The organism is Phytohabitans rumicis, assembly GCF_011764445.1.
Classification (GTDB): Bacteria; Actinomycetota; Actinomycetes; order Mycobacteriales; family Micromonosporaceae; genus Phytohabitans; species Phytohabitans rumicis.
Genome location: NZ_BLPG01000001.1, coordinates 7632035 through 7652911 on the forward strand (window position 1 = coordinate 7632035; position 20877 = coordinate 7652911).

The 20877-nt window shown below is 72.0% G+C and carries 11 protein-coding genes and 3 pseudogenes; 6 read left to right on the forward strand and 8 right to left on the reverse strand.

What is annotated here, in order from left to right; genetic code table 11:
- Window positions 1–31 precede the first annotated feature (31 nt).
- The gene (locus Prum_RS34770) at window positions 32–247 is read left to right on the forward strand and encodes an MbtH family protein (protein ID WP_173080514.1); all 216 of its coding nucleotides are present in this window, start codon (window positions 32–34) and stop codon (window positions 245–247) included.
- 144 nt (window positions 248–391) lie between these two features.
- On the opposite strand, the gene sbnB is transcribed toward Prum_RS34770, so the two are convergent.
- Together sbnB and sbnA are read right to left on the reverse strand one after the other, a co-directional pair.
- Window positions 392–1378 carry a 2,3-diaminopropionate biosynthesis protein SbnB gene (gene sbnB, locus Prum_RS34775; protein WP_173080516.1) on the reverse strand — a complete coding sequence of 329 codons (987 nt, stop codon included), beginning with the start codon at window positions 1376–1378 and terminating at the stop codon, window positions 392–394.
- A pseudogene (gene sbnA / locus Prum_RS34780) lies at window positions 1372–2396 on the reverse strand (2,3-diaminopropionate biosynthesis protein SbnA). The gene sbnB and the pseudogene sbnA overlap by 7 nt, the downstream one beginning before the upstream one ends.
- A gap of 133 nt (window positions 2397–2529) precedes the next feature.
- On the opposite strand from sbnA, the gene Prum_RS34785 reads away from it, so the two are divergent.
- From Prum_RS34785 to Prum_RS34805, 5 genes are all read left to right on the forward strand, one after another.
- Entirely contained in the window at window positions 2530–9672 is a 7143-nt protein-coding gene (locus Prum_RS34785) for a non-ribosomal peptide synthetase (protein ID WP_173080518.1), read from the forward strand.
- Window positions 9673–9834: 162 nt separating this feature from the next.
- Entirely contained in the window at window positions 9835–10575 is a 741-nt protein-coding gene (locus Prum_RS34790; RefSeq protein ID WP_246278661.1) for an acetylating acetaldehyde dehydrogenase, read from the forward strand.
- Entirely contained in the window at window positions 10572–11609 is a 1038-nt protein-coding gene (dmpG, locus tag Prum_RS34795) for a 4-hydroxy-2-oxovalerate aldolase (RefSeq protein ID WP_173080520.1), read from the forward strand. The genes Prum_RS34790 and dmpG overlap by 4 nt, the downstream gene beginning before the upstream one ends.
- Window positions 11610–11660: 51 nt before the next feature.
- Window positions 11661–12647 carry a methyltransferase gene (locus Prum_RS34800; protein ID WP_173080522.1) on the forward strand — a complete coding sequence of 329 codons (987 nt, stop codon included), beginning with the start codon at window positions 11661–11663 and terminating at the stop codon, window positions 12645–12647.
- A complete protein-coding gene (locus Prum_RS34805) occupies window positions 12647–13426 on the forward strand; it encodes a 2-keto-4-pentenoate hydratase (RefSeq protein ID WP_173080530.1) in 780 nt (259 codons plus the stop codon). Before Prum_RS34800 ends, Prum_RS34805 begins: the two co-directional genes overlap by 1 nt.
- A 375-nt stretch (window positions 13427–13801) precedes the next feature.
- On the opposite strand, the pseudogene Prum_RS55920 reads toward Prum_RS34805, so the two are convergent.
- The 6 genes and pseudogenes from Prum_RS55920 to Prum_RS34830 form a co-directional block, all read right to left on the reverse strand.
- A pseudogene (locus tag Prum_RS55920) lies at window positions 13802–13990 on the reverse strand (lantibiotic dehydratase); the annotation flags it as partial.
- A 128-nt stretch (window positions 13991–14118) separates the two neighbouring features.
- Window positions 14119–15852: pseudogene (locus Prum_RS34810) on the reverse strand (lantibiotic dehydratase); the annotation flags it as partial.
- A 1-nt stretch (window position 15853) separates the two neighbouring features.
- Complete coding sequence (locus tag Prum_RS34815) at window positions 15854–16108, reverse strand: phosphopantetheine-binding protein (protein ID WP_173080532.1); 255 nt, start codon at window positions 16106–16108, stop codon at window positions 15854–15856.
- A 35-nt stretch (window positions 16109–16143) separates the two neighbouring features.
- Window positions 16144–17631 (reverse strand): amino acid adenylation domain-containing protein, encoded by a 1488-nt coding sequence (locus Prum_RS34820; protein WP_371871400.1) that lies wholly within the window; start codon window positions 17629–17631, stop codon window positions 16144–16146.
- Window positions 17632–17635: 4 nt separating this feature from the next.
- Window positions 17636–19942: a lantibiotic dehydratase gene (locus Prum_RS34825; protein ID WP_173080542.1), complete on the reverse strand. Its 2307-nt coding sequence runs from the start codon at window positions 19940–19942 to the stop codon at window positions 17636–17638.
- Window positions 19927–20877, reverse strand: a complete 951-nt coding sequence (locus Prum_RS34830; RefSeq protein ID WP_173080544.1) for an ornithine carbamoyltransferase — start codon at window positions 20875–20877, stop codon at window positions 19927–19929. The genes Prum_RS34825 and Prum_RS34830 overlap by 16 nt, the downstream gene beginning before the upstream one ends.

Genomic DNA, 20877 nt, shown 5'->3' on the forward strand with positions numbered 1-20877 from the left:
ATCCAGACCGACCCGCAGGAGGGATGTGGACGTGTTGGAGGACCAGACGGACGAGCGTACGTATCAGGTGGTCGTCAACGACGAGGAACAGTATTCGATCTGGTTGGGCGACCGTGAGTTGCCCGCCGGCTGGCGTGCCGAGGGCACTCGCGGCGACCGTGCGGCATGCCTGGCCCACATCGGCCAGGTGTGGACGGATATGCGCCCGCTGAGCCTGCGCCGCCACATGGCGGAGACTCAGGTTTGAGCTGTACCCCTCGGCACCCAGCAACCGCCGCCCGTCCCTCGGTAGAGTGGCGGGCGGCGGTTGCTTGTGCCGTCTGTCCTCTGTAGAGAACGGCGGCGGTGGGGGCGGCCGGCTGTGCTCGGTGGAGCGACCGGCGGTGGGGCGTCAGGTGAAGTCGTGGATGGCTGTCCCCACACCGAGTGCCACTGCCCGGCGGCGGACCAGCTCGGCTACGGCCAGGTCGAGGATGCCGAGCCCGAATGGGGAGAACAGGGTCAGGCCGCGCTCGTCCCGGCGGTGCGGCTCGGCGGCGAGCAGCAGACCGCCAAGGGTGGCGGCGACGAAGTCGGTGTGTCCCGCCTGCTGCGCGGCCAGGTGCACGGAGGTCGACGCCTGGCACACATGTTCGACGTCGTCGACGACGTTGGTGCTGGACAGCACCGTCGTCGCGGCGATGTCCCGCAGGGACACGTGCAGCACCAGGGTGCCGGGCCGAAACTGCTCGCCGTCAAGGTGGGGCGTGGTCGCCGTGGTCGCCAGCGAGACCAGGCGGTGCGCGCCGAGCGCCGTCCCGATGTCGTCGGCGACATCGAATTTCAGGCCGTCGTAGCGCTGGGTGCAGTCGGCGGCGAACGCCTTGGCCCGGGTGGGATCGGTGTCGAACAGGGTAACGGTGTCCACAGTGGGTAGTGCGTGGCGGACGAAGCGCAGCACCTCGCCGTTGATGACCCCGCAGCCCACGAGGGTGATGCCGGTGTCCGGAGTCGGCGAGCGGATCGTGGCGGCGGCCAGCGCGGCGCTCGCCCCGGTGCGGCGGGCCGAGATCGCGGCCGCGTCCAGCAGTGTCTCCGGCACGCCGGTGCGCACCGAGTTCAGCACGATCAACCCGCTCGCCCGGGGCTGGCCGGCGGCGATGTTGCCCGGAAACGACGAGATCCACTTGACGCCGGCGACGGGGTTGTCGCCACCCAGGTACGCGGGTTTCGCGATGATGCGGTTGCGCAGGTCGGGCGGGAACCGGAGAAAGACGGAGTCGGGGAGCGCCGTCTGCCCGCGCTCATGCTTGACGTACGCGTCGCGTACCGCCGCCAGCACCTCCTCGTCCGCCCCGGCGAGCAGTTGGCGCACGTGCTCGGCACCCAGGATCAGCATGATGCAACCTCCACGTCGGCTTGTTTCCACAGGTGCGAGATGTCACCGAAGTGCGCGTTGACCCAGGCATCGCTGTAGATCGTGTCCAGGTAGCGCTCGCCCCGGTCGGGCAGGATGAGTACGCAGGTGGCGCCCGGCGGGATCCGATCACGCAACTGGTCCAGGGCGGCGACCACCGCGCCGGACGAACCGCCGGCCAGGATCGCCTCCCGCCGGGCGAGCTGGCGGCAGCCCACGACGCACTCGGTGTCGTCGACGTGCACCACCTCGTCGGCCAGGTCGTCGCGGTAGAGCTTCGGGCGCAGGGCGGCGCCGTGGCCGGGGATGAGTCGGGGCCCGGCCGGCTGGCCGAAGATGACGCTGCCCACCGCGTCCACCGCGACGATCCGGGTGGGCAGGTCGTGGGCGCGAATGTAATCGGCGCACCCGCGCAGCGTGCCGCAGGAGCTGGCGGCGCAGAACAGGAGATCGACCGGCCCGGGGCGGCCTCCGCGATCTCCCGCATGGTGGTGTGGTGCGCGCGGGCGTTGAGCGGGTTCGAGTACTGGTCGGTCCAGAACCCGTTCGGGATCGTCGCGGCCAGCTCCCGCACGCGGGCGATGCGCGCCGGCAGGTACTCGCCGGTGGCCGGATCGGTCTGGGTCACCACCTCGACCTCGGCACCGAGCGCGCGCATGATGGCGATGTTCTGGGCGTTGCTGCGCGGGTCGACCACGCAGATGAACTTGATGCCGTAGTACGCGCACATGTGTGCCAGCCCGATGCCCAAGTTGCCCGAACTTGACTCGATCAGCACCGAGCGCCCCGGCACGATGCGTCCACTGCGGATCCCGTCGCGGACCATCTGCAGGGCCACCCGGTCTTTGATGCTGCCGCCGGGGTTGTCCCCCTCCAGCTTGGCGAACGTCCGAAATGGACTTTCCGCGCTGATGCGGGTCAGCTCAATGAGCGGCGTACCGCCGATAGCACCGGTGAGTCCTGTGACGAATGTCTGTCCGGAGTCGGCCACTGGCGTCATGGACCGAGTGTTGGCGTCCGCCACGCGGTGCCGCAGAGAAGAAAACGCAGACACACCGGCATCGGGACCGAGCGAGTTGTTCTCTCTTCGACGGGCCGGCGGATGGTGAGGCTGGCACCGAGGAGGTTGAGCTATGACCGAGACCCTAGACCGGGTGGCACTTCGGGCCGAGCTGGTGCGCCGCCGGCTGCGGGGCGAGGCCACGCCGGCGCCCGACGACGGGATCGCGCCCACCGTCCGGCCCGACACCGTCCCGCTTTCCTACGCCCAGCACCGGCTCTGGCTGCTCGACCAGATGCGACCGGGTGGCACGGAATACCTGATGACGACGGCGCTGCGGCTGCGCGGCAGCTTGGACACGGCCGCGTTGACGACCGCGATCGAAGGGATCGTCGCCCGCCACGAGGTGCTGCGCACCCGCTACGAGCTGGTGGCCGGCGAGCCGGTGCAGGTTGTCGACGAGCCGGGGCCGGTGCCCGTCGCCGTCGTCGACCTGCGCGATCTGACCCCGCCGGAGCGCGAGCGGCGCATCGCCGCCCTCGCCACGTCCGAGCGGAGCCCGGTGGACCTGGCGACCGGCCCCGTCCTGCGGGCCACCCTGGTCCGGCTGACCGGTGAGGAGCACGCGTTGCTGCTGACCGTGCACCACGTCGCCACCGACGGCTGGTCGGAGGGCGTCATCATCGCCGAGCTGGCCAGCCGGTACCGCGCCGCGGTCACCGGCCGGCCGGCGCAGGAGCCTCCGTTGCCGATCCAGTACGCCGACCTGGCGGTGTGGCAGCGGTCGGCGCGGTCCCGGGCCGGGCTGGAGCGCCAGCTTGCCTACTGGCGCGAGCGGCTGGCCGGGCTGAGCCCGCTGGAGCTGCCGACCGACCACCCCCGGCCACCGGTACGCGACTCCGCCGGTGCGCTGCACTCCTTCGAGCTCGCCACGCCGACCGCCGAAGCGCTGCGCCGGCTCACCTTGTCGCGCGGCGTGACGCCGTATCAGGCGCTGCTGGCCGGCTTCGTGGTCCTGCTGTACCGCTACACCGGTCAGACCGACGTCGCGGTCGGCACCCCGATCGCCGGCCGCGACCGGCCCGAGGTGCAGGACATGGTGGGCCTGCTGCTCAACACCGTGGTGCTGCGCACCGACGTGTCCGGCAGTCCATCCTTTGTGGACCTTCTGGACCGGGTCCGGAACACCACGCTGGACGCGCACGACCACCGCGAGCTGCCCTTCGAGTGGCTGGTCGAAAAACTTGTCCCGGGGCGGGACCCGTCCCGCAATCCGCTGTTCTCCACGATGTTCGTGTGGGACGACGCGGTGACGACCACCACCGAGACCGCCGGACTGCACATCGAGCGCATACCGGTCGGCGAGAGCAGCGCCAAGTTCGACCTGACCGTGGCCGTGGCCGAGCGCCCCGATGGGTCGGTGCGGGTCGGCTTCAACTACGCGACCTCGCTGTTCGACCAGGAAACCATCGAGCGCATGGCACTGCACTACGGCCAGCTGCTGGCCGAGGCGGCCGCCGCGCCGCACGCACCCGTCGATCGGCTGGCGCTGCTCGGCCCGGCCGAGCGGCGCCAGCTGACGGTCGACTGGAACGACACCGAGACGAGCTATCCGGCCGCGACCCTGACCGAACTGCTGGACGCGCAGGCGACCCGCACGCCGGACGCGGTCGCCCTGCGCTTCGGCGCCGAGGAGCTGTCGTACCGCCGGTTGCACTCCGAGGCCGACGTGCTCGCGCGGCGCCTGCGCCAGGCCGGAGTGGGGCCGGAGTCCATCGTGGCGGTCTGCCTGCCGCGCGGTCTCGACCTGATGCGGGCCCTGGTGGCGATCCTGAAGGCCGGCGCCGCCTACCTGCCGCTGGAGCCGGACCTGCCGGCGCAGCGCCGCGCCTTCATGGTGCGCGACTCCGGCGCCCACCTGGTGATCACCGAAGACTTCATGTCCACCGTGGACTATGCGTCTGGCGGCGGCGATCCGGTACCGTCCGGCGGGATCACGCCCGAGCACGCCGCCTACCTCATCTACACGTCCGGGTCGACCGGCCAGCCCAAGGGCGCCCTGATCGAGCACGCCGCGATCGTCAACCGCCTGCTGTGGATGCAGGACGCCTACCGGCTCGACGCCTCGGACCGCGTGCTGCAGAAGACACCGATCGGGTTCGACGTGTCGGTGTGGGAGCTGTTCTGGCCGCTGGTCACCGGCGCGACGCTGGTCCTGGCCCGACCAGGTGGACACCGCGACCCGGCCTACCTGGCCGGCGTGATCCGGAACGAGAGGATCACCACCGTCCACTTCGTACCCTCGATGCTGCGCGCCTTCCTGGCCGAGCCCGTCGGGCCGCTGCCGTCCCTGCGGCGGATGATCTGTAGCGGCGAGGCGCTGCCGGCCGAGCTGGCGGACCGGGCGCACGAGCAGGTCGGATGCGAGCTGCACAACCTGTACGGTCCGACCGAGACCGCCGTCGACGTCACCGCGGTGCGGTGCGAGCCCGGCGAGCCGGTCACCATCGGCCGTCCGATCGCCAACACCACCGCCTACATCGTCGACCCCAGCCTGGAGCCCACGCCGCTCGGTGTGCCCGGCGAACTGCTGATCGGTGGCGTGCAACTCGCCCGGGGCTACCTCGGCCGGGCCGCGCTGACCGCCGAACGGTTCGTCCCCGACCCGTTCGCCACCGCCCCGGGCCGGCGCCTCTACCGCACCGGTGACCTGGCGCGCTACCGCCCCGACGGCGGCATCGAGTACCTCGGCCGGATCGACCACCAGGTGAAGATCCGTGGTCAGCGCATCGAGTTCGGCGAGGTCGAGGCCGTGCTGCACGAGGCGCCCGGCGTCACCGCGGCGGCGGTTGCCGTCCACGACGAGCAGCTGGTCGGCTACCTGGTCGGCCCGGACACCGTCGACCTCGTACGCGCGTACCTGCTGGAGCGCCTGCCGGACGCGATGGTCCCGGCGCGCTGGACGATCCTGCCCACCCTGCCGCTGACCGCCAGCGGCAAGGTGGACCGCCGGGCCCTGCCGGCACCCGACCGGGTACGCGACGGAGCCGATGACAGCTACGTCGCCCCGCGCGACGAGATCGAGAAGCGGATCGCCGACGCGTTCGGCGTGGCGCTCGGCATCGACACCGTCGGCGTCACGGACAGCTTCTTCCTGCTCGGCGGCGACTCGATGCGGGCGATCCGCATGGTGGGGCTGCTGCGCGCGGCCGGCCTCGGCGTGTCGGTCCAGGACCTCTTCACCCACCAGAGCGTGGCCGACCTCAAGGGCGTCGTCGTCCCGGCCGAGCCGGCCGAGGAAGCGGAGGCGACCGTCGACCGGTTCGCGCTGGTCAGCGAGGCGGACCGGCGCCTCCTGCCGGACGGGCTCGCCGACGCCTATCCGATCAGCCAGAACCAGGCGGGCATGCTCTTCGAGATGCTGTCCGGCGGCGACCGGCCGGTCTACCGCAACGTGTCGTGCTACCGGATCAGCGACCCGCTGCCCTTCTCGCTGGACACGCTGCGCGAAGCCGGCCGGCTGCTCACCGACCGGCACGAGATCCTGCGCACGTCGTTCGACCTGTCCAGCTACTCCGAGCTGATGCAACTGGTCCACGCGTCGGTCGACCTGCCGATCGGCTACGACGACCTGCGCGGGCTGCCGGCCGACGAGCAGGAGGAGACGGTCCGCGCGTACCTGCGGGCCGAGCGCACCAAGCCCTTCGACATCACCACCGCCCCGCTGCTGCGCTATCACGTACACCAGCTCAGCGACTCCGACTGGCGACTGACCCACTCGGAGAGCCACGCGATCCTCGACGGCTGGAGCCACACCTCCACGCTGGCCATGTTCGTGTCGCTGTACCGGACGCTGCGCCGGGGCGAGCGGCCGGCGCTGCCACCACCGCCGACGGTACGGTTCGCCGACTTCATCGCCCGCGAACGCGAGTCCCTCGCCTCGGCCGCGGACCGCGCCTTCTGGGCGGAAACCGTCACCGGGTCGGACCGGATCGAGCTCCCACCGGAGTGGGGCACCGAGTCGGACGCCCCGGCGAACATCGTCGAAGTGCCGTGGACCGACCTGCGCCCCGGACTGCGCCGGCTCTCCGCCGCCGCCGGCACCTCACTGAAGAGCGTGCTGCACGCCGCGCACCTGAAGGTGCTGAGCATCGTCACCGGCCGGCAGGCGTTCCACAGCGGCCTGCTGTGCAACGGCCGGCCCGAGCGGCTGCGCGGCGACGAGGTGTTCGGCATGTTCCTCAACACCGTGCCGTTCGCCGCCGACACCTCCCCGCGTACGTGGCGCGCCCTTGTCGAGGCCGTCTTCGCCGGCGAGGCCCGCCTCTGGCCGCACCGCCGCTACCCGCTGCCGTCCATGCAACGGGAGTGGGGCAACGGCACGCCGCTGCTGCGGGTGGGCTTCTCGTACCTGGACTTCCACGTCCTCGACGGCCGCGCCGAGTCGGTCGAGATGATCGACGACTTCAGCCCCGGCAGCATCGGGCTCGACGTGTGGACGTTCCCCGGGATCCTGCGGCTGGGTGCCCGGCCCGCGCAGATCGACCGGCCGTACCTCGAACTGCTGGCCCGCACCTACCGGCACGTGCTGGAGGCGATGGCCGCCGACCCGGACGGCGACACGGACATCGGCCTGAGCGAGGCCGACCGGGCCTGGGCGGTCGAGGCACACCAGCCGGTCGAGCGGTTCGCGGCGGCGCCGTTCATCCACGAGCTCGTCGCCCGGCGCGCGACCGCCGCACCCACCGCCGTGGCGGTGCGGCACGGCGACGCCACGCTCACCTACGCGGAGCTGGACAACCGGTCCGACCGCCTCGCCGCGCGCCTGGGCGAGCTCGGCGTCCGCCCGGACACGGTCGTCGGCATCCACCTGCACCGCGGGATCGACATCATCGTCGCGATGCAGGCCATCCTCAAGGCCGGCGGGGCGTACCTGCCCCTCGATCCCGCGTACCCCGCCGAGCGGATCGGCGACATGATCCGCGACGCGGCGCCCGTGGTCGTGCTGACCGACGCCGAACTGGCCCCGAGACTGCCGTGCACGACCGCGACGGTGCTGGTCGCCGACCTCGCGAACGCGCGGCCCCGGGTGGCGTACCCGCCGGCGGTGCCGCTCACCGGGGACAACCTCGCCTACGTCATCTACACGTCCGGCTCCACCGGGCGGCCCAAGGGCGTCGCGGTCACCCACCGCAGCGTGCTCAACTTCTGCCACGCCCAGCGGCGGGTCCTGGACACGCGGGCCGGGGACCAGGTGCTCCAGTTCGCCTCGCCCAGCTTCGACGCCTCCGTCTGGGAGATCCTCCTGGCCCTCGCCAGCGGCGCCACGCTGGTGCTGCCGCCGCCGGACACCGACCCCGGCGACCTGCGCCGCCACGCGGCCGAGCTGACCCACATGACCCTGCCACCGCCGCTGCTGGACCGCCTCGACCCGGCCGACTTCCCGCGCCTGAAGGTGCTGACCACCGGAGGCGAGGCGTGCACGGCCGACCAGGCGGCGCGGTGGGCCGGCCACGTGCGCGTCCTGCACGGCTACGGACCCACGGAGACCACCGTGATCGCCACCATCGCCGACCTGCGGGCCACGGACACGGCACCGCCGCCGATCGGGCTCCCGCTGCACAACGTGCGCCCCTACGTCGTCGACGACGAGCTGCGCCTGCTGCCCGCCGGCGTACGCGGGGAACTCGTGATCGGCGGCGCGGGCGTGGTGCGCGGATACCTGAACCGGCCGGAGCTCACCGCCGAGCGGTTCGTGCCGGACCCGTACGCGTCCCGGCCGGGCCAGCGCATGTACCGCACCGGCGACGTGGTCTCCCGGGACCCCGACGGCACCCTGCACTTCCACGGTCGCCGCGACCACCAGGTCAAGGTCCGCGGATTCCGCATCGAGCTCGGCGAGATCGAGCACGCGCTCGCCGCCCACCCGGCCGTGGCCGCCGCGGTGGTCGCCGTGCACCGGGCCGGCACGCCGGACGCCGCGCTCGTCGCCTACACCCGCCCCGCGAACGGGACCGCGGTGTCCGCGGCCGCATTGCGCGACTACGTGCGTGAGCGGTTGCCGCAGCACCTCGTCCCGCACCACTACCTGTCCGTGGACGACTTCCAGTACACGCGCAACGGCAAGGTCGACCGGGCCGCCCTTCCGGCGCCGGACGGCTCGCGGCCGGTGACCGACGTCGAGTACGTCGCGCCGCGCTCGGACATCGAACGGCACATCGCCACCGCCTGGAGCGAGGCGCTGGGCATCGAGCGGATCGGGGTGCACGACGACTTCTTCGAGCTCGGCGGCTACTCGCTGGCGATGATGCGGCTGACCGCGACGCTGCGCAGCCGGCACGGCTACGAGCTGACGTTCGGCTCGTTCGTCGAACACCGCACCGTCGCCGGGCTGGCCGCGACACTCCAGGACCCGGCGGCGGCGAACCGCGCGATGATGTGGCTGCGGAGCGAGGGTGACGGCCGGCCTCCGCTGTTCTGTGTGCACCCCGGTGGCGGCAGCGCGCACTGGTACCTGCGCCTGGCTCCGCACCTGCACCCGGACCAGCCGGTGGCGGCGTTCGAGTGGCCGGGCCCGCATCCAAACGGGACCCCGACCACGGCCGAGATGGCCGAGCGGTACGACAACGAACTGCGCCAGGCCCAGCCGCACGGACCGTACCGGCTGTTCAGCTGGTGCGGCGGCAGCGGCATCGCCAGCGAGATCGCCCACCGGCTGGTCGCGGACGGGCACGACGTCACGCTGATCCTGCTCGACCCGGGCCTGGACATCCACAGCCGCACCGACGCCTGGCGCGAGCTGGGCCTGATCCGCCGCCTCGAGTACCTGCTCGAAGAGGTGAGCGCCGGCGGCGACGAGGCGGACACGCCGGAACGCCGCCGCGAGATCCTCGACCTGCTCGAGCACATCGTCGACGACGTCAACGAGGAGACCGGCATCACGCTGCCCGAGCGCGGCGTCGGGGACTCGTGGCCACGGGCGGTCCGGATCTGGCGCGAGGTCATGGAGGTGGACGTCGAGTACCGGCACCGTCCCTGGCCGGGGCGGCTGGAGCTCATCGTGAGCGACGAGCTCGCCAGCGGCCAGCACGAGGTGACGTCCGGCCAGAGCTACCCGGACTACCTGGCCCGCTGGAACGAGCTCTGCACCGGTGGGGTGCGGGTGCACCGCGTACCGGGCGACCACTTCAGCGTCATCAAGCCGCCGCTGGTCGGCGAGCTTGCCCGCGTCATCACCGACGTACTAGACGCCGCGCCCGCCGGGCCCGGCCAGTGAGAGGAAGGACTGGATGAGTACACACGCGAGCCCGACCCCGCTCCAGGTAGCGATCGTGGGCACGGGCAACATCGGAACCGACCTGCTGTTGAAGGTCGAGGCGTCCCCCTGCTGGAGTGCGTCCTGTTCGCCGGACGCCGCGCCGGATCACCCGGGATCGAGCTGGCCGACAGGCACGGTGTGCCCACGAGCGTGGACGGCATCGACGCGGTCCTCGCCCGCGCGGAACACATCGACCTGGTCTTCGACGCGACCTCGGCGGAGGACGCCACCCGCCACTGGTCGATCGTCGAACCCACCGGGCTGCCGTTCGTCGACCTCACGCCGGCGCACCTCGGCAAGTTCTGCGTGCCGGCCATCAACCTGGACAGCTGCCTCGACGAGCAGTACCTCAGCATGGTCACCTGCGCGGGACAGGCGGCCGTGCCGATGGCCTACTGCATGGCGGAGGCCGCCGAGGGGATCGACTACCTGGAGCTCGCCACGGCCACCGCCTCGGCCACCGTCGGCCCCGGGACGCGGGCCAACCTCGACGAGTTCGTGCACACCACCGAGCAGGCGATCCTCGAGTTCTCCGGGGTACGCCGCGCCAAGACCGTGGTGATCATCAATCCCGCTGATCCCGGCATCGTCATGCGCAACACCATCGCGGTGCCGCCCACCGAACGCATCGACCTGGACGTCCTGCGCGCGTCCGTCGACACGATGGAGAAGCTGATCAAGTCGTACGTCCCCGGCTATCGCGTCGCCGTCCCGCCGGTGGCCACCGGCGACCGCATCATGCTCATGGCCGAGGTCGAGGGCCGCGGAGACTGGTTCCCGCGCTACGCCGGGAACCTCGACATCATCACGTGCGCCGCCATCGCGGTTGCTGAGGCGCGTGCGGAACGGAGGCGGTCATGAACGGCGCAACCCGACGCGGACTGAGCATCTGCGACACGACCCTGCGCGACGGCAACCACGCCGTCGCCCACCAACTCGGCCGCGCGGACATCAGCGCCTACGCCCGGGCGGCCGAGGCCGCCGGCGTGGACGTCGTCGAGGTCGGCCACGGCAACGGACTCGGCGCCTCGTCCATCCAGGTCGGCATGGCCGCGCTCAGCGACGCCGACATGCTGCGGACGGCCAAGGCCGAGCTGCGTACGGCCCGGCTCGGCGTGCTGTCCATCCCCGGGTTCGCCAGCGTCGAGCGCGACCTCAAGCCCGCATTGGACTACGGCGTGGACGAGGTGCGGGTCGGCGCGCACTGCACCGAGGCGGACGTCACCCGGCAGCAGGTCACGATGCTGCGGGCCATGGGCGTCACCGTCAAGGGCATGCTGTTGATGAGCCACATGGTCTCCGCGGCAAAACTTGTGGAACAGGCACGGATCATGCAGAGCTACGGCGCCGAGGCGGTCGTGCTGATGGACTCCGCCGGCGCGTACACGCCGGAGAAGGTCCGCGAAAAGGTCGGCGAACTCGTCGAGAAACTCGACATCGAGGTCGGTTTCCACGCGCACAACAACCTTGGCATGTCGGTCGTCAACAGCATGGCGGCGGTCCAGGCCGGAGCCACCATTGTGGACGTCACCGCGCGCGGCTTCGGCGCCGGCGCGGGCAACGCGCCGATCGAGCTCGTCGCGGCGAACCTGCACGTGGAGCAGATCGAGACCCGCATCCAGCTCTTCGGGGCGCTCGACGCGGCCGACGTGGCACAGGAGCACTTCGTCAAACACGTACCCACCAACGACAGCGTCACCATCGCCAGCGGGATCGCCGGCGTGTTCTCCGGTTTCGCCGCGCCGGTGCGGCGGGCGAGCGCCCGCTTCGGCGTCGACCCCCGCAAGATCCTGCTGGAGCTCGGCAACCGCCGGGTGGTGGCGGGTCAGGAAGACACCATCATCGAGGTCGCCATGTCGCTCGCCGCCGAGCAGGAGGCGTTGAGCCTCGTCTGAGCAGCCGTCAGTTTCGCATCAAGTCGTGCTTCAAGTCGTGTAGGAGGAGCAATGCAACGCCATTCCTCGCTCGAGAACGCGGCCGACCTGGCCGCGGTCGCCGCGCTGCTGCAGATCGGCGCGGAGATCGGAGTCGACCAACTGCTGGACTCGGGCGGCACGTTCAGCGCCGCGGATCTGGCCAAGGTGGCCGACCTCCCGCAGGCCGGCACCGACGACTACCTGGCCGCGCTGGTCGCCGCGGGACTCGTCGTGGACACGGAGATCCCGAACAGGTTCCAGGTGGCCGAGGACTACCCGGACTGGCGGTACGCGTCCGGATACGTGTCCTGGAGCCTGAGCGCGAACGGCCCGTTCCTCGACCACGCGCGGGAGTTCCTGGTCGACCGCGACGCGGCCGCCCGGGCCCATCAGCGGAACGGACGCCGGGTGGCGGTCAGCTCACGGTGGATCGGCGCGCGGGCGTTCTATCCACCGATCGTCGACCGGGTCGCCGCGGCCGGTGCCCGCCACGTGGCAGACCTCGGCGCCGGCGCCGGCGGGTTGCTCATCAAGCTCCTGGGGCAGGACCCGGCGCGTACCGGCGTGGCGCTCGACTGCAGCGGCGCCGCGTGTGCCGCGGCGCGGGAGGCCGCCGTCGCCGCGGGCGTGGACGGCCGGCTCCAGGTCGTCGAGCGCACGGTCGAGTCCCTTGTGGACGATCAGGGACCGGTCGAGGGCGCGAACGTCGTGCTCGCGTGCTTCGTCATGCACGACATCGTGGCGGACGCCGCGGTGGCCAAGGGCGTCCTGGGCGCCTGCCGCGACGCGCTCGCGCCCGGCGGGTTCATGGCGGTCGCGGACGCGGTCTCGTACGCGTCCCAGCCCGCCGAGCGGAAGTTCAGCGCGCTGTTCACCTACCTGCACGCCAGCTTCATGAGCGTGACCCTCCCGACCGAGGGACAGTGGCTGGACACGTTCCAGGCCGCGGGCTTCTCGAAGACCGAGTACGTGCCGCTCGGCACCCCCGGCGCCCGGCTCTTCGTGGCGGTCAAATAATGACCACCGCGCTGTCCCTGCACCGCGAGCTCGCGTGGGAACTCTGGACGGCGGCACGGACACTTCAGGCCGTGCCGCCGGTCTCTACCCGGCATCCGGACCTCGACCTGGCCGACGCGTACGCCATCCAGAGCGAGGTCCGCGAGATGGACCTGGCGTCCGGTGCGGTCCTGGCCGGACTCAAGATCGGGGCGACGAGCGAGGCGATCCAGTCGATGTTCGGCATCGACCATCCCGACTTCGGCTACCTGACCGACAGAATGGTGCTCGCCGACGGTGCGGACCTCGACCTGAGCCGGTTCATCGCGCCGAAGGTCGAGGGCGAGATAGCGTTCCGGTTCGCCGAGGACGTCGCCGGCCCGGACGTGACCGCGCACGACGTGCTGGCCGCCACCGCGGAGGTCCTGCCGGCGCTGGAAGTGCTCGACAGCCGGATCCAGGACTGGCGGATCGGCCTCGTCGACACCGTCGCCGACAACGCCTCGTCGGCGCTGGCCGTGGTCGGCGCCGGCGTCCCGCCCGGCACCACCGACCTGGCCGCCGCGCGGATGCAGCTGCGCAGCCGCCACGTCGTGCAGGAGGGGCGAGGCTCGGCCGTGCTGGGACATCCGGCCGAGTCCGTGGCATGCCTTGTCCGCATCCTGTCCGGGTTCGGCACCGGGATCAAGGCCGGGCAGCTCGTGCTCTCCGGCTCCTGGGCCGCGGCCGTGGACCTCGTGCCGGGTGACACCGTGCGGGCCTCCTTCGGCCCGCTGGGTTCGGTGTCGCTGACCACCTAGGCCCGCGGATCAAGCCCCTAGCCCGTCGATCTTGGAGTTGTCAGGTGCCATATCGGGCATCTGGACATGACAACCTCAAGATCGACGGGCTAGGGGGTGGCAGCGGAGGCCGCGGGAGCATGCGGTCCGCAGCTGAGGCGGACCGGGGACATCTGCCTAGGTTTGGGTGTCGAAGGCGACCAGGCGCAGTTCCGAGGTGTAGCGGTTGCCGCGGTCGTCGACGAGCCAGGTCTGCGCCGGCGTGGGGAGCATTTCCGAGATGGTTAGCCGGGCGGACTCGTCGTGGTTCGCCAGGCGGCGGGCCGCCTTGGTGAACAGGTTGACGTAGACCGGGCTGTCGAAGTCCACGAACAGCGGTCGTGGCTCGGCTGGCGAGGTGACGAAGACGAACCGTGGCAGGCCGTGCTCGGTGCGGAAGCGGCGGGTGCGCAGGAACCGCCGGGCCTCGTTCTTCTCGGCCGCGAAGGCCAGGTCGCCGGATGCGAACCGCCAGGTTTCCCGGGCCAGGACGAGGCGGCCAACGGTGACCCGGGGGTGTGGTCGCGTTCGGGCAGGATGCGCCAGCGGTCCATCACCAGCGTGGTCAGCACGTGGGCGAACGCGTCGAGCAGGTCGAACTCGCCCCCGTCGGGCAGCACCGCGACGAGCCGGGAGTCCCGTGCCTGGACCAGGACGTCGGCGCTGTTGACGGTGCCTGGCCGGCCGGGGTCCGTGGTGACGTCGGTGAGGGCGACCTGGTAGTCCTCCGGCCGGACCAGGCTGTACCGGATCCGTGTGGACAGGCGGGCCCTGTTCTCCTTGGCCGTCGACGGGATCAGGCGAGGGCGCGGATGGTCGCGGTCGGTCAGCTCGAACAGTTCGGCGGGCGACGGATGCTGGTTGACGTACAGCGCGGCGCCCAGGGTGTTGATGGCGACGTGCAGTTCGCCGAGGACGAGCTCGAAATCGCCCCGGCCGATGGCCTCGGTACTCGTCGCGGCGATCATCACGTCCGGGCTGAGGTAACGCGCCGTTGGCCAGCCGCCGCCCGGGGCGGGGAACGCCTCGCGGATCGGACCGGCCAGGTCCGACAGGGACCGGTGCACCTGACCGGCGTCCTTGGGCAGGCTCAGCACGCGCTCCCAGCGGGCCCAGAACTCGCGCTGGAGTTCGGTGGCGTCGGCGACGGCGTCGGAGTGCAGGATCGGCATGCAGGCGAACCAGAACGAGGCGAGGTCGGTCGGACCGGTCTTGTCGTAGACGGCCTGGAAACGCTCGCGGATCCGGTCCGCCAGCGCCGAGGTGAGCCAGGTCGCACTGGTGAGCAGGAGATCGAGCGGGGCCAGCGCGGCGATGACGTTGCTGCCCAGGCGGACCGATGCCGAGCGGCGGGAGTCCGAGTAGGCCAGGCCGCGCCCGGGGGTGGTCGTGTCGCTCTTGTCCCGGGCGGTCGCGTCGGCGAGCGCCGCGAAGTCGCCTTCCAGCGCGGCCATCGCGGCAGACAGCTCGTCGGGACCGGTCGCCGCCCGGACCCGGGCCCGGCCCCGCTCCAGGCAGTCGAGCTGGTCCAGTCCGCGCTGCCGGGCCGCGACGTCCTCGACCCGCTCCAACCATGCGCGCAGGTGGCGTTCCGGGTACGCGTCGGCCGGCAGGTCGAGCCGCCACACGACAAGCCGGCGGCGGACGAGCTCGTCGATCGCGTCGCTGGCGTCGCCGCCCACCTGCCGGCTGATCTCCACGGCCGGGCGGGTGCCGTCGCAGAGCGCGAGCACGCGGGCCAGCCCCGGGTCCAGGGCGATGGCCGGCCGGCCCGGGAGCGCGGCGCTCGCCCCGTCCACCCGTACGAACGGCACCCGGCGCGGCGCCACCCAGGGGCGCAGGGCCGGGTCGTCGCCCAGGCGGCGGGCCAGGGCGTCCAGCGCCCAGCTGGCGAAGTACACAGTGGACTCATCGATCAGGCCCGTGCCGGGGGCGACGGCCGCGCTCGCGATGACCAGGTCGTACCGGCCCCAGCCGACCGGCCCGAAGAACCCGATGGTGTCGTTCTTGACGCAGAACCGTTGCCAGTAGTGCGCCACCAGGTCCGCGCGCTGCCGCACCTGGCTCGTCCGGTTCTCGGTCGGGCGCCAGTTGAGGAAGGGGCGTACGGCTCGGCCCAGCAGCGCCGCGTTCTGCCAGGCGACCGCCGTCTGGTACTCCGGCAACGCGGCGACTTCCTGCAGGGTCAGCGCCGCCTTCACCGCGGCCTCCTGATAGGACTCCTCGAAGGTCCGCCACTCGGCCGCGGACGGCGGCGGGTCGGCGTTGAACCGGTCGGCGGCGAGGGCCAGATCCTCGGCTGCCAGCCGCAGCACGCCGTCGACCGGAAAGCCCGGCCCGCGCAGGGCGAACTGGTCCCACAGCCGCCACCGCCCGCCCAGCCGGATCTCGTTGTCCGGGGCGGCCATCTCAGTACGCCCGTTCGGTCGCCACGACGCTGGCCAGGTCGGCCGGCGACGGGTAGGAGAAGACCAGCGCCACCGGCACCTCGACCCCGATGGCGTCCCGCAGCCGGGCGGTCACCTGGAAGGCGGCCAGCGAGTCACCGCCGGCCTCGAAGAAGTCGCTGTCGGCGTCGAGGCTGGCGTTGGACAGCGTCTCGCGGTATGCCTCGGTGATCAGATCCGTGAGGTCGACTGGGGCGACGAGCGTGTCGTCGGTCATGATCGCGTCCCTTCGGTGGATGGAGGTGTCTGGGCTCACCGGTGCACGCCGGCGAGGGCGAGCCGATCGATCTTTCCGGTTCGGGTCGTGGGAAATCGGTCCAGCCGGTCGAACCGGCGGGGCATCATGTGCGGCGGCAGGATCCGGGCCAGGTGAAAGCGCAGCGAGGCGTCGGTGACCGCGCCCAGGTCGCCGGTCAGGTGCGCGACCAGGTACGGGCGGGCCTGCCGGTCCGCCGCCGTCGTAACGGCCGCCCCGGTCACCTCGGGGAGGGACAGCAGGGCGCCCTCGATCTCGCCCGGGTCGACCCGGTACCCCCTGATCTTGATCTGGCGATCACGGCGACCGCGGAACTCCAGGGTGCCGTCGGGGCGGCGGCGGGCCAGGTCGCCCGTGCGATAGAGGCGTGCGCCGGGCGGGCCGTCCGGGTCGGGGACGAACCGCGCGGCGGTCAGCGCCGGTGCGTCCCCGTAGCCGCGGGCGACTCCGGGTCCGCCGATGCAGATCTCGCCGTCGGCTCCCGGCGGTACCTCGTTGAGGTCGGCGTCGAGCAGCCGGACCGGTACGCCGTCGATGGGCCGGCCGATGATGTCGGCCGCCTCAGGCTCGGCGGGCACCTTGAACCGCGTGGCCGTCATCGTGGCCTCGGTCGGCCCGTACTGGTTGACCACGCGGCCGGGGATGAGCGGCCGGCCACCGGCGGCGAGGAAGGGCCGCACCGCCTCACCGGTGGTAGCGACCAGGCGTAGGCCCCGCAAATGCTCCGCGGCGCGCGGCTGCCCGGCCAGGAAGCTCAGGTACGACGGGGTCGCGCTCAGCATCGTGTTGATCCGGTACCTGCCGAGGGCGGCGAAGAGCTCCTCCGGTCGCAGCAGCGTGGCCCGCGGCAGCACGACCAGCGTCCCGCCGGCCACCAGCGGCGCGAAGGTGTCCCGGATCGCCGCGTCGAAGCCGAGCGGCGCCAACTGCAGCGCGACGGTGTCCGGCCCGAGCCCGTAGTCGCGGGCGATGAAGCGCAGGTACGGGTGCAGCCACCGGTGCTCGATATGGACGGCGTTCGGCGTGCCGGTGGACCCGGAGGTGTGGCTGACGTAGGCGAGCGACCGGGGCGCCACCGTGTCCGGGAGCGCCGCCTGCGAGCATTCGACGCCGCCGTCGATGATGTCGCCGTCGAGCAGGACGGGTGCGGGCAGGCCGAGTCCGGCGAACCGGCCGGCCAGCCCGGGGCTGGTCACCATCGCGTGGGCGCCGCGGGCGAACGCCGCGATCCGCCGGTCGGGCAGATCGACGTCCACCGCGAGGAACGCCGCCCCGGTCCGTACGACGGCGGCGATCGCCACGATCGGGTCGAGGCCGCGTTCCAGCGCGACCACGCACACCCGTTCGGGGCCGACGCCGCGGGCGGCCAGGACCTGGGCCAGTCGTCGTACCCGCTGGCCCAGCTGACGGTACGTCAGGCAGGCACCGGGCGTGACGACGGCGGGCACGTCGTACTCCGGGAGTTCGTGGACGAATGTGGTGATCATGTCAGCTCCCGTTCTGGTCCACGGCGACCAACCGCAGCTCGGCGCAGTAGCGGGCGCCCCGCTCGTCGGTCAGCCACGTCTGCTGCGGCGTCGGCAGCATCTCGGTGACCGTCAGCGCGGCCGCCGGGTCGGCGCGGTACAGCCGGCGGGCCGCCTTGGCCAGGATGTTCACGTAAACTGGGCTGTCGAAGTCCACATAGAACGGTCGGGGTTCGGTGGGGGACACGACGAACACGAACCGGGGCACGTCGTGTGCGTCCCGCCAGCGGCGGGCCAGCACGAAGCGCCGCGGCTCGGACTTCTCGGCCGCGAAGTCCAGGTCGGCCGCCGCGAAGCGCCAGGTCTCGCGGCTGACCACCAGCCGGTCGAGGGTGATGCGCGGGGTGTGGTCGCCGACCGGCCGCAGGGCGAAGCGGTTCATCACCTGGTTGGTCAGCGCGTGGCCGAACACGTCCAGCAGGTCGAAGACGGTGCCGTCGGGCAGCACCGCGACAAGCTCGCCGTCCCGCTCCGCCACGCGGACGTCGGCACCCATCAGCGTGCGCGGCCGGTCCGGGGCGGCCGTGTAGTCGACCGGCCCGACGAGGTAGTCCTGCTCGCGGATCAGCGCGTGGCGGTTCCGCGTCGACCACCGCAGCAGCATGGACTCCTTGGGCAGCATCGGCATCAGCCGCGGACCGGGGTAGTCGACGTCGGTCTCGGCGAACAGCTCGGCGGCGTCGGGATGCTGCATGACGAACAGCGACTGGGTCAGCGTGTTCGTGCCCACGTGCATCTCGCCGAGCACCACGTCGACCTCGCCGCGTGCCGCGGCGGCCGCGTCGGAGGCGACGAGGAAGACGTCGGGGCTCATGTACCGGGCAAGGCTCCAGCCGCGGCCGGGCTCGTCGAACGCCTCCCGGACCTTGTCGGCGATGTCGGCGCTGGCGCGGTGCACCCGGCGGGCGCCGGCCGGTGCGGCGATGATGTCCGTCCAGCGTTGCCGCATTCGCTGGCTGATCCGCTCGGCGTCGTCGGCGGCGCCCAGGTACGGGTTGGGCATGCACCGCATCCACAGCTCGGATAGGTCTACAGTGGATCGCCCGGCGCGCACCTTCTCGTACTCCGCACGGATGCGGTCCTGTGCCACCTCGGCGAACCGGTGGACCAGCCAACGGGCGGCGGTCAGGCACAGCGACAGCGGGGCCAGGGAGTCCTGGACGGCGTGCCCCACCCGCACGGTCGCGGCGCGCCGGGAGTCGGAGTAGGCCAGCGCGCGGCACGGTGCGGTCTTCGCGCTCTTGTCCCGCTGCGCCGCCGACCGGGTCAGCTCGATGAACGAGGACTCCATCGCGGTGAGCGCCGGCACCAGCGCCGCCGGGTCGCGCACGATCGGCCGCAGTCCTTCGCGTGCGCGCTCGAGGACTTCGAGCTTGCCGAGGGCCGCCGCGCGGAGGTCCGCCTCGCCGATGGCCTCCAGGCGCCGGCGCAGCTCGCGGTCCGGGTGGGCGCTGGTCGGCACCTCGATCCGCCAGACGATGAGGCGTCGCCGCAGCAGCTCACCCAGGGTCTCCAGCACGGACGACAGCGGCCGGCCGGTCGTCACCGCTATGCGGGCGGGCAGGCGGGTGCCGTCGCAGAGGTCCAGGACCTGATGGGCGTCAAGGGTGATCGGCACCGGCGGGCAGCCCGGCATGGTGACCTCGCCGCCGGTGACCCGTACGAAGGGCACCCGCCGCGGCGGCAGCCAGCGCCGCACACCCGGGACCGCCTCGATCGTCCGGGCCAGGGCGTCGATCGCCCAGCTGGAGAAGTACACCTCGGATCCGGCGATGAGGCGGTCGCCGGGTTCGACCTCGATGCCTGGGCGGCTCGCGTCGAACCGGCCCCAGCCGACCGGCCCGAAGAAGCCGATGGTGTCGTTCTTCACGCAGAAGCGCTGCCAGTACTGCGCGACGAGTTCCTCGCGCTGGCGGGGCATGCTGGTCCGCCCCTTCTCCGACGGCTGCCAGGCCAGGAACGGCGCGATGCCGGAACCCAGGACGGTCCGGTTCTGCCAGGCCACCGCGGCCTGGAAGGCGGATTGGGCCGCGATCTGTTGCAGCGACCGCGCGGTGCGCACGGCCGCCGCCCCGAAGGACGCCGCGAACGCGTCCCAGTCGGGGCCGGACATGGCCGCACCGCAGCTACCGTCGCCGAACTTGTCGGCGGCCTCGCCCAGCCCCGCCGGGGCGAGGCGGAGCACGCCCTCGGCCGGGAAGCCGGGGCCCCGCAGGGCGAACTGGCGCCAGAGGCGCCAGCCGCCCGCCAGCATCACCGCGTCAGGCATGGGTCGAGGTCCTTTCCACCAGTACGCCCGGAGCACCACTCCAGCACCGATCGTCCACTGTGGAACTTGTTTTCGGCCTGGTCGAACGCGATGCTCGCCGGCCCGTCGAGCACCTCGGCGGTGACCTCCTCGCCGCGGTGGGCCGGCAGGTCGTGCATGAACACCGCGGCCGGACACCGGTCCATCACCGCCTGGTTGACCTGGAACGGGGCGAACCTGACCCGCCAGTCGGCGGTGGGTTTCGTCGTACCGGTGGTCTGCCAGCGCGTGGTGTAGACGACGTCGACCTCCGGCAGGTCGTCCATGTCATGGCGCTGCTCGATCCGGGCGTCGCTGGCCTTGGCGAGCAGCTCGGCGCGTTCGACGAAGGACGGCGCCACGCCGTAGCCCGGCGGTGTGCGCAGGTGCAGCTCGGTGCCGGGAAAGCGGGTGAGTCCCAGACACAGCGCGCTCGCGGTGTTGTTTCCCTCGCCGACGTAGAGCACGCGCAGGCCGTCCACCGCGCCGAAGTGCCGGCTCATCGTGGTGAGGTCGGCGAGCGCCTGGGTCGGGTGCTCGGCCGCGCTCATCGCGTTGACGACACCCATCCGGCTGGAGGTGGCGTACTCGCGCACTTCCTCGCCGTTCGCGCTGCGTACCACGAGGACGTCCACCATGCGCGACAGCACGGCCGCGGTGTCCCCGGTGGTCTCGCCGGTGTTCAGCTGGAGGTCGTCCGGTCCGTACGTGATCAGTCGCGCCCCGAGGCGGAGCGCGCCGGCGGAGAACGCGGTCCGGGTGCGCGTGGAGGTGTTGCGGAACAGCAGTGCCACGATGTCGTCGCGCAGCGGCTCGGCGTGTCCGCCGGAGGCGTACCAGGCACCACGCCGCACGATCCAGGACAGGTCGTCGTCATCCAGGTCGTCGAGGGAGATGAGGTGGCGGCGGTTCGGCAT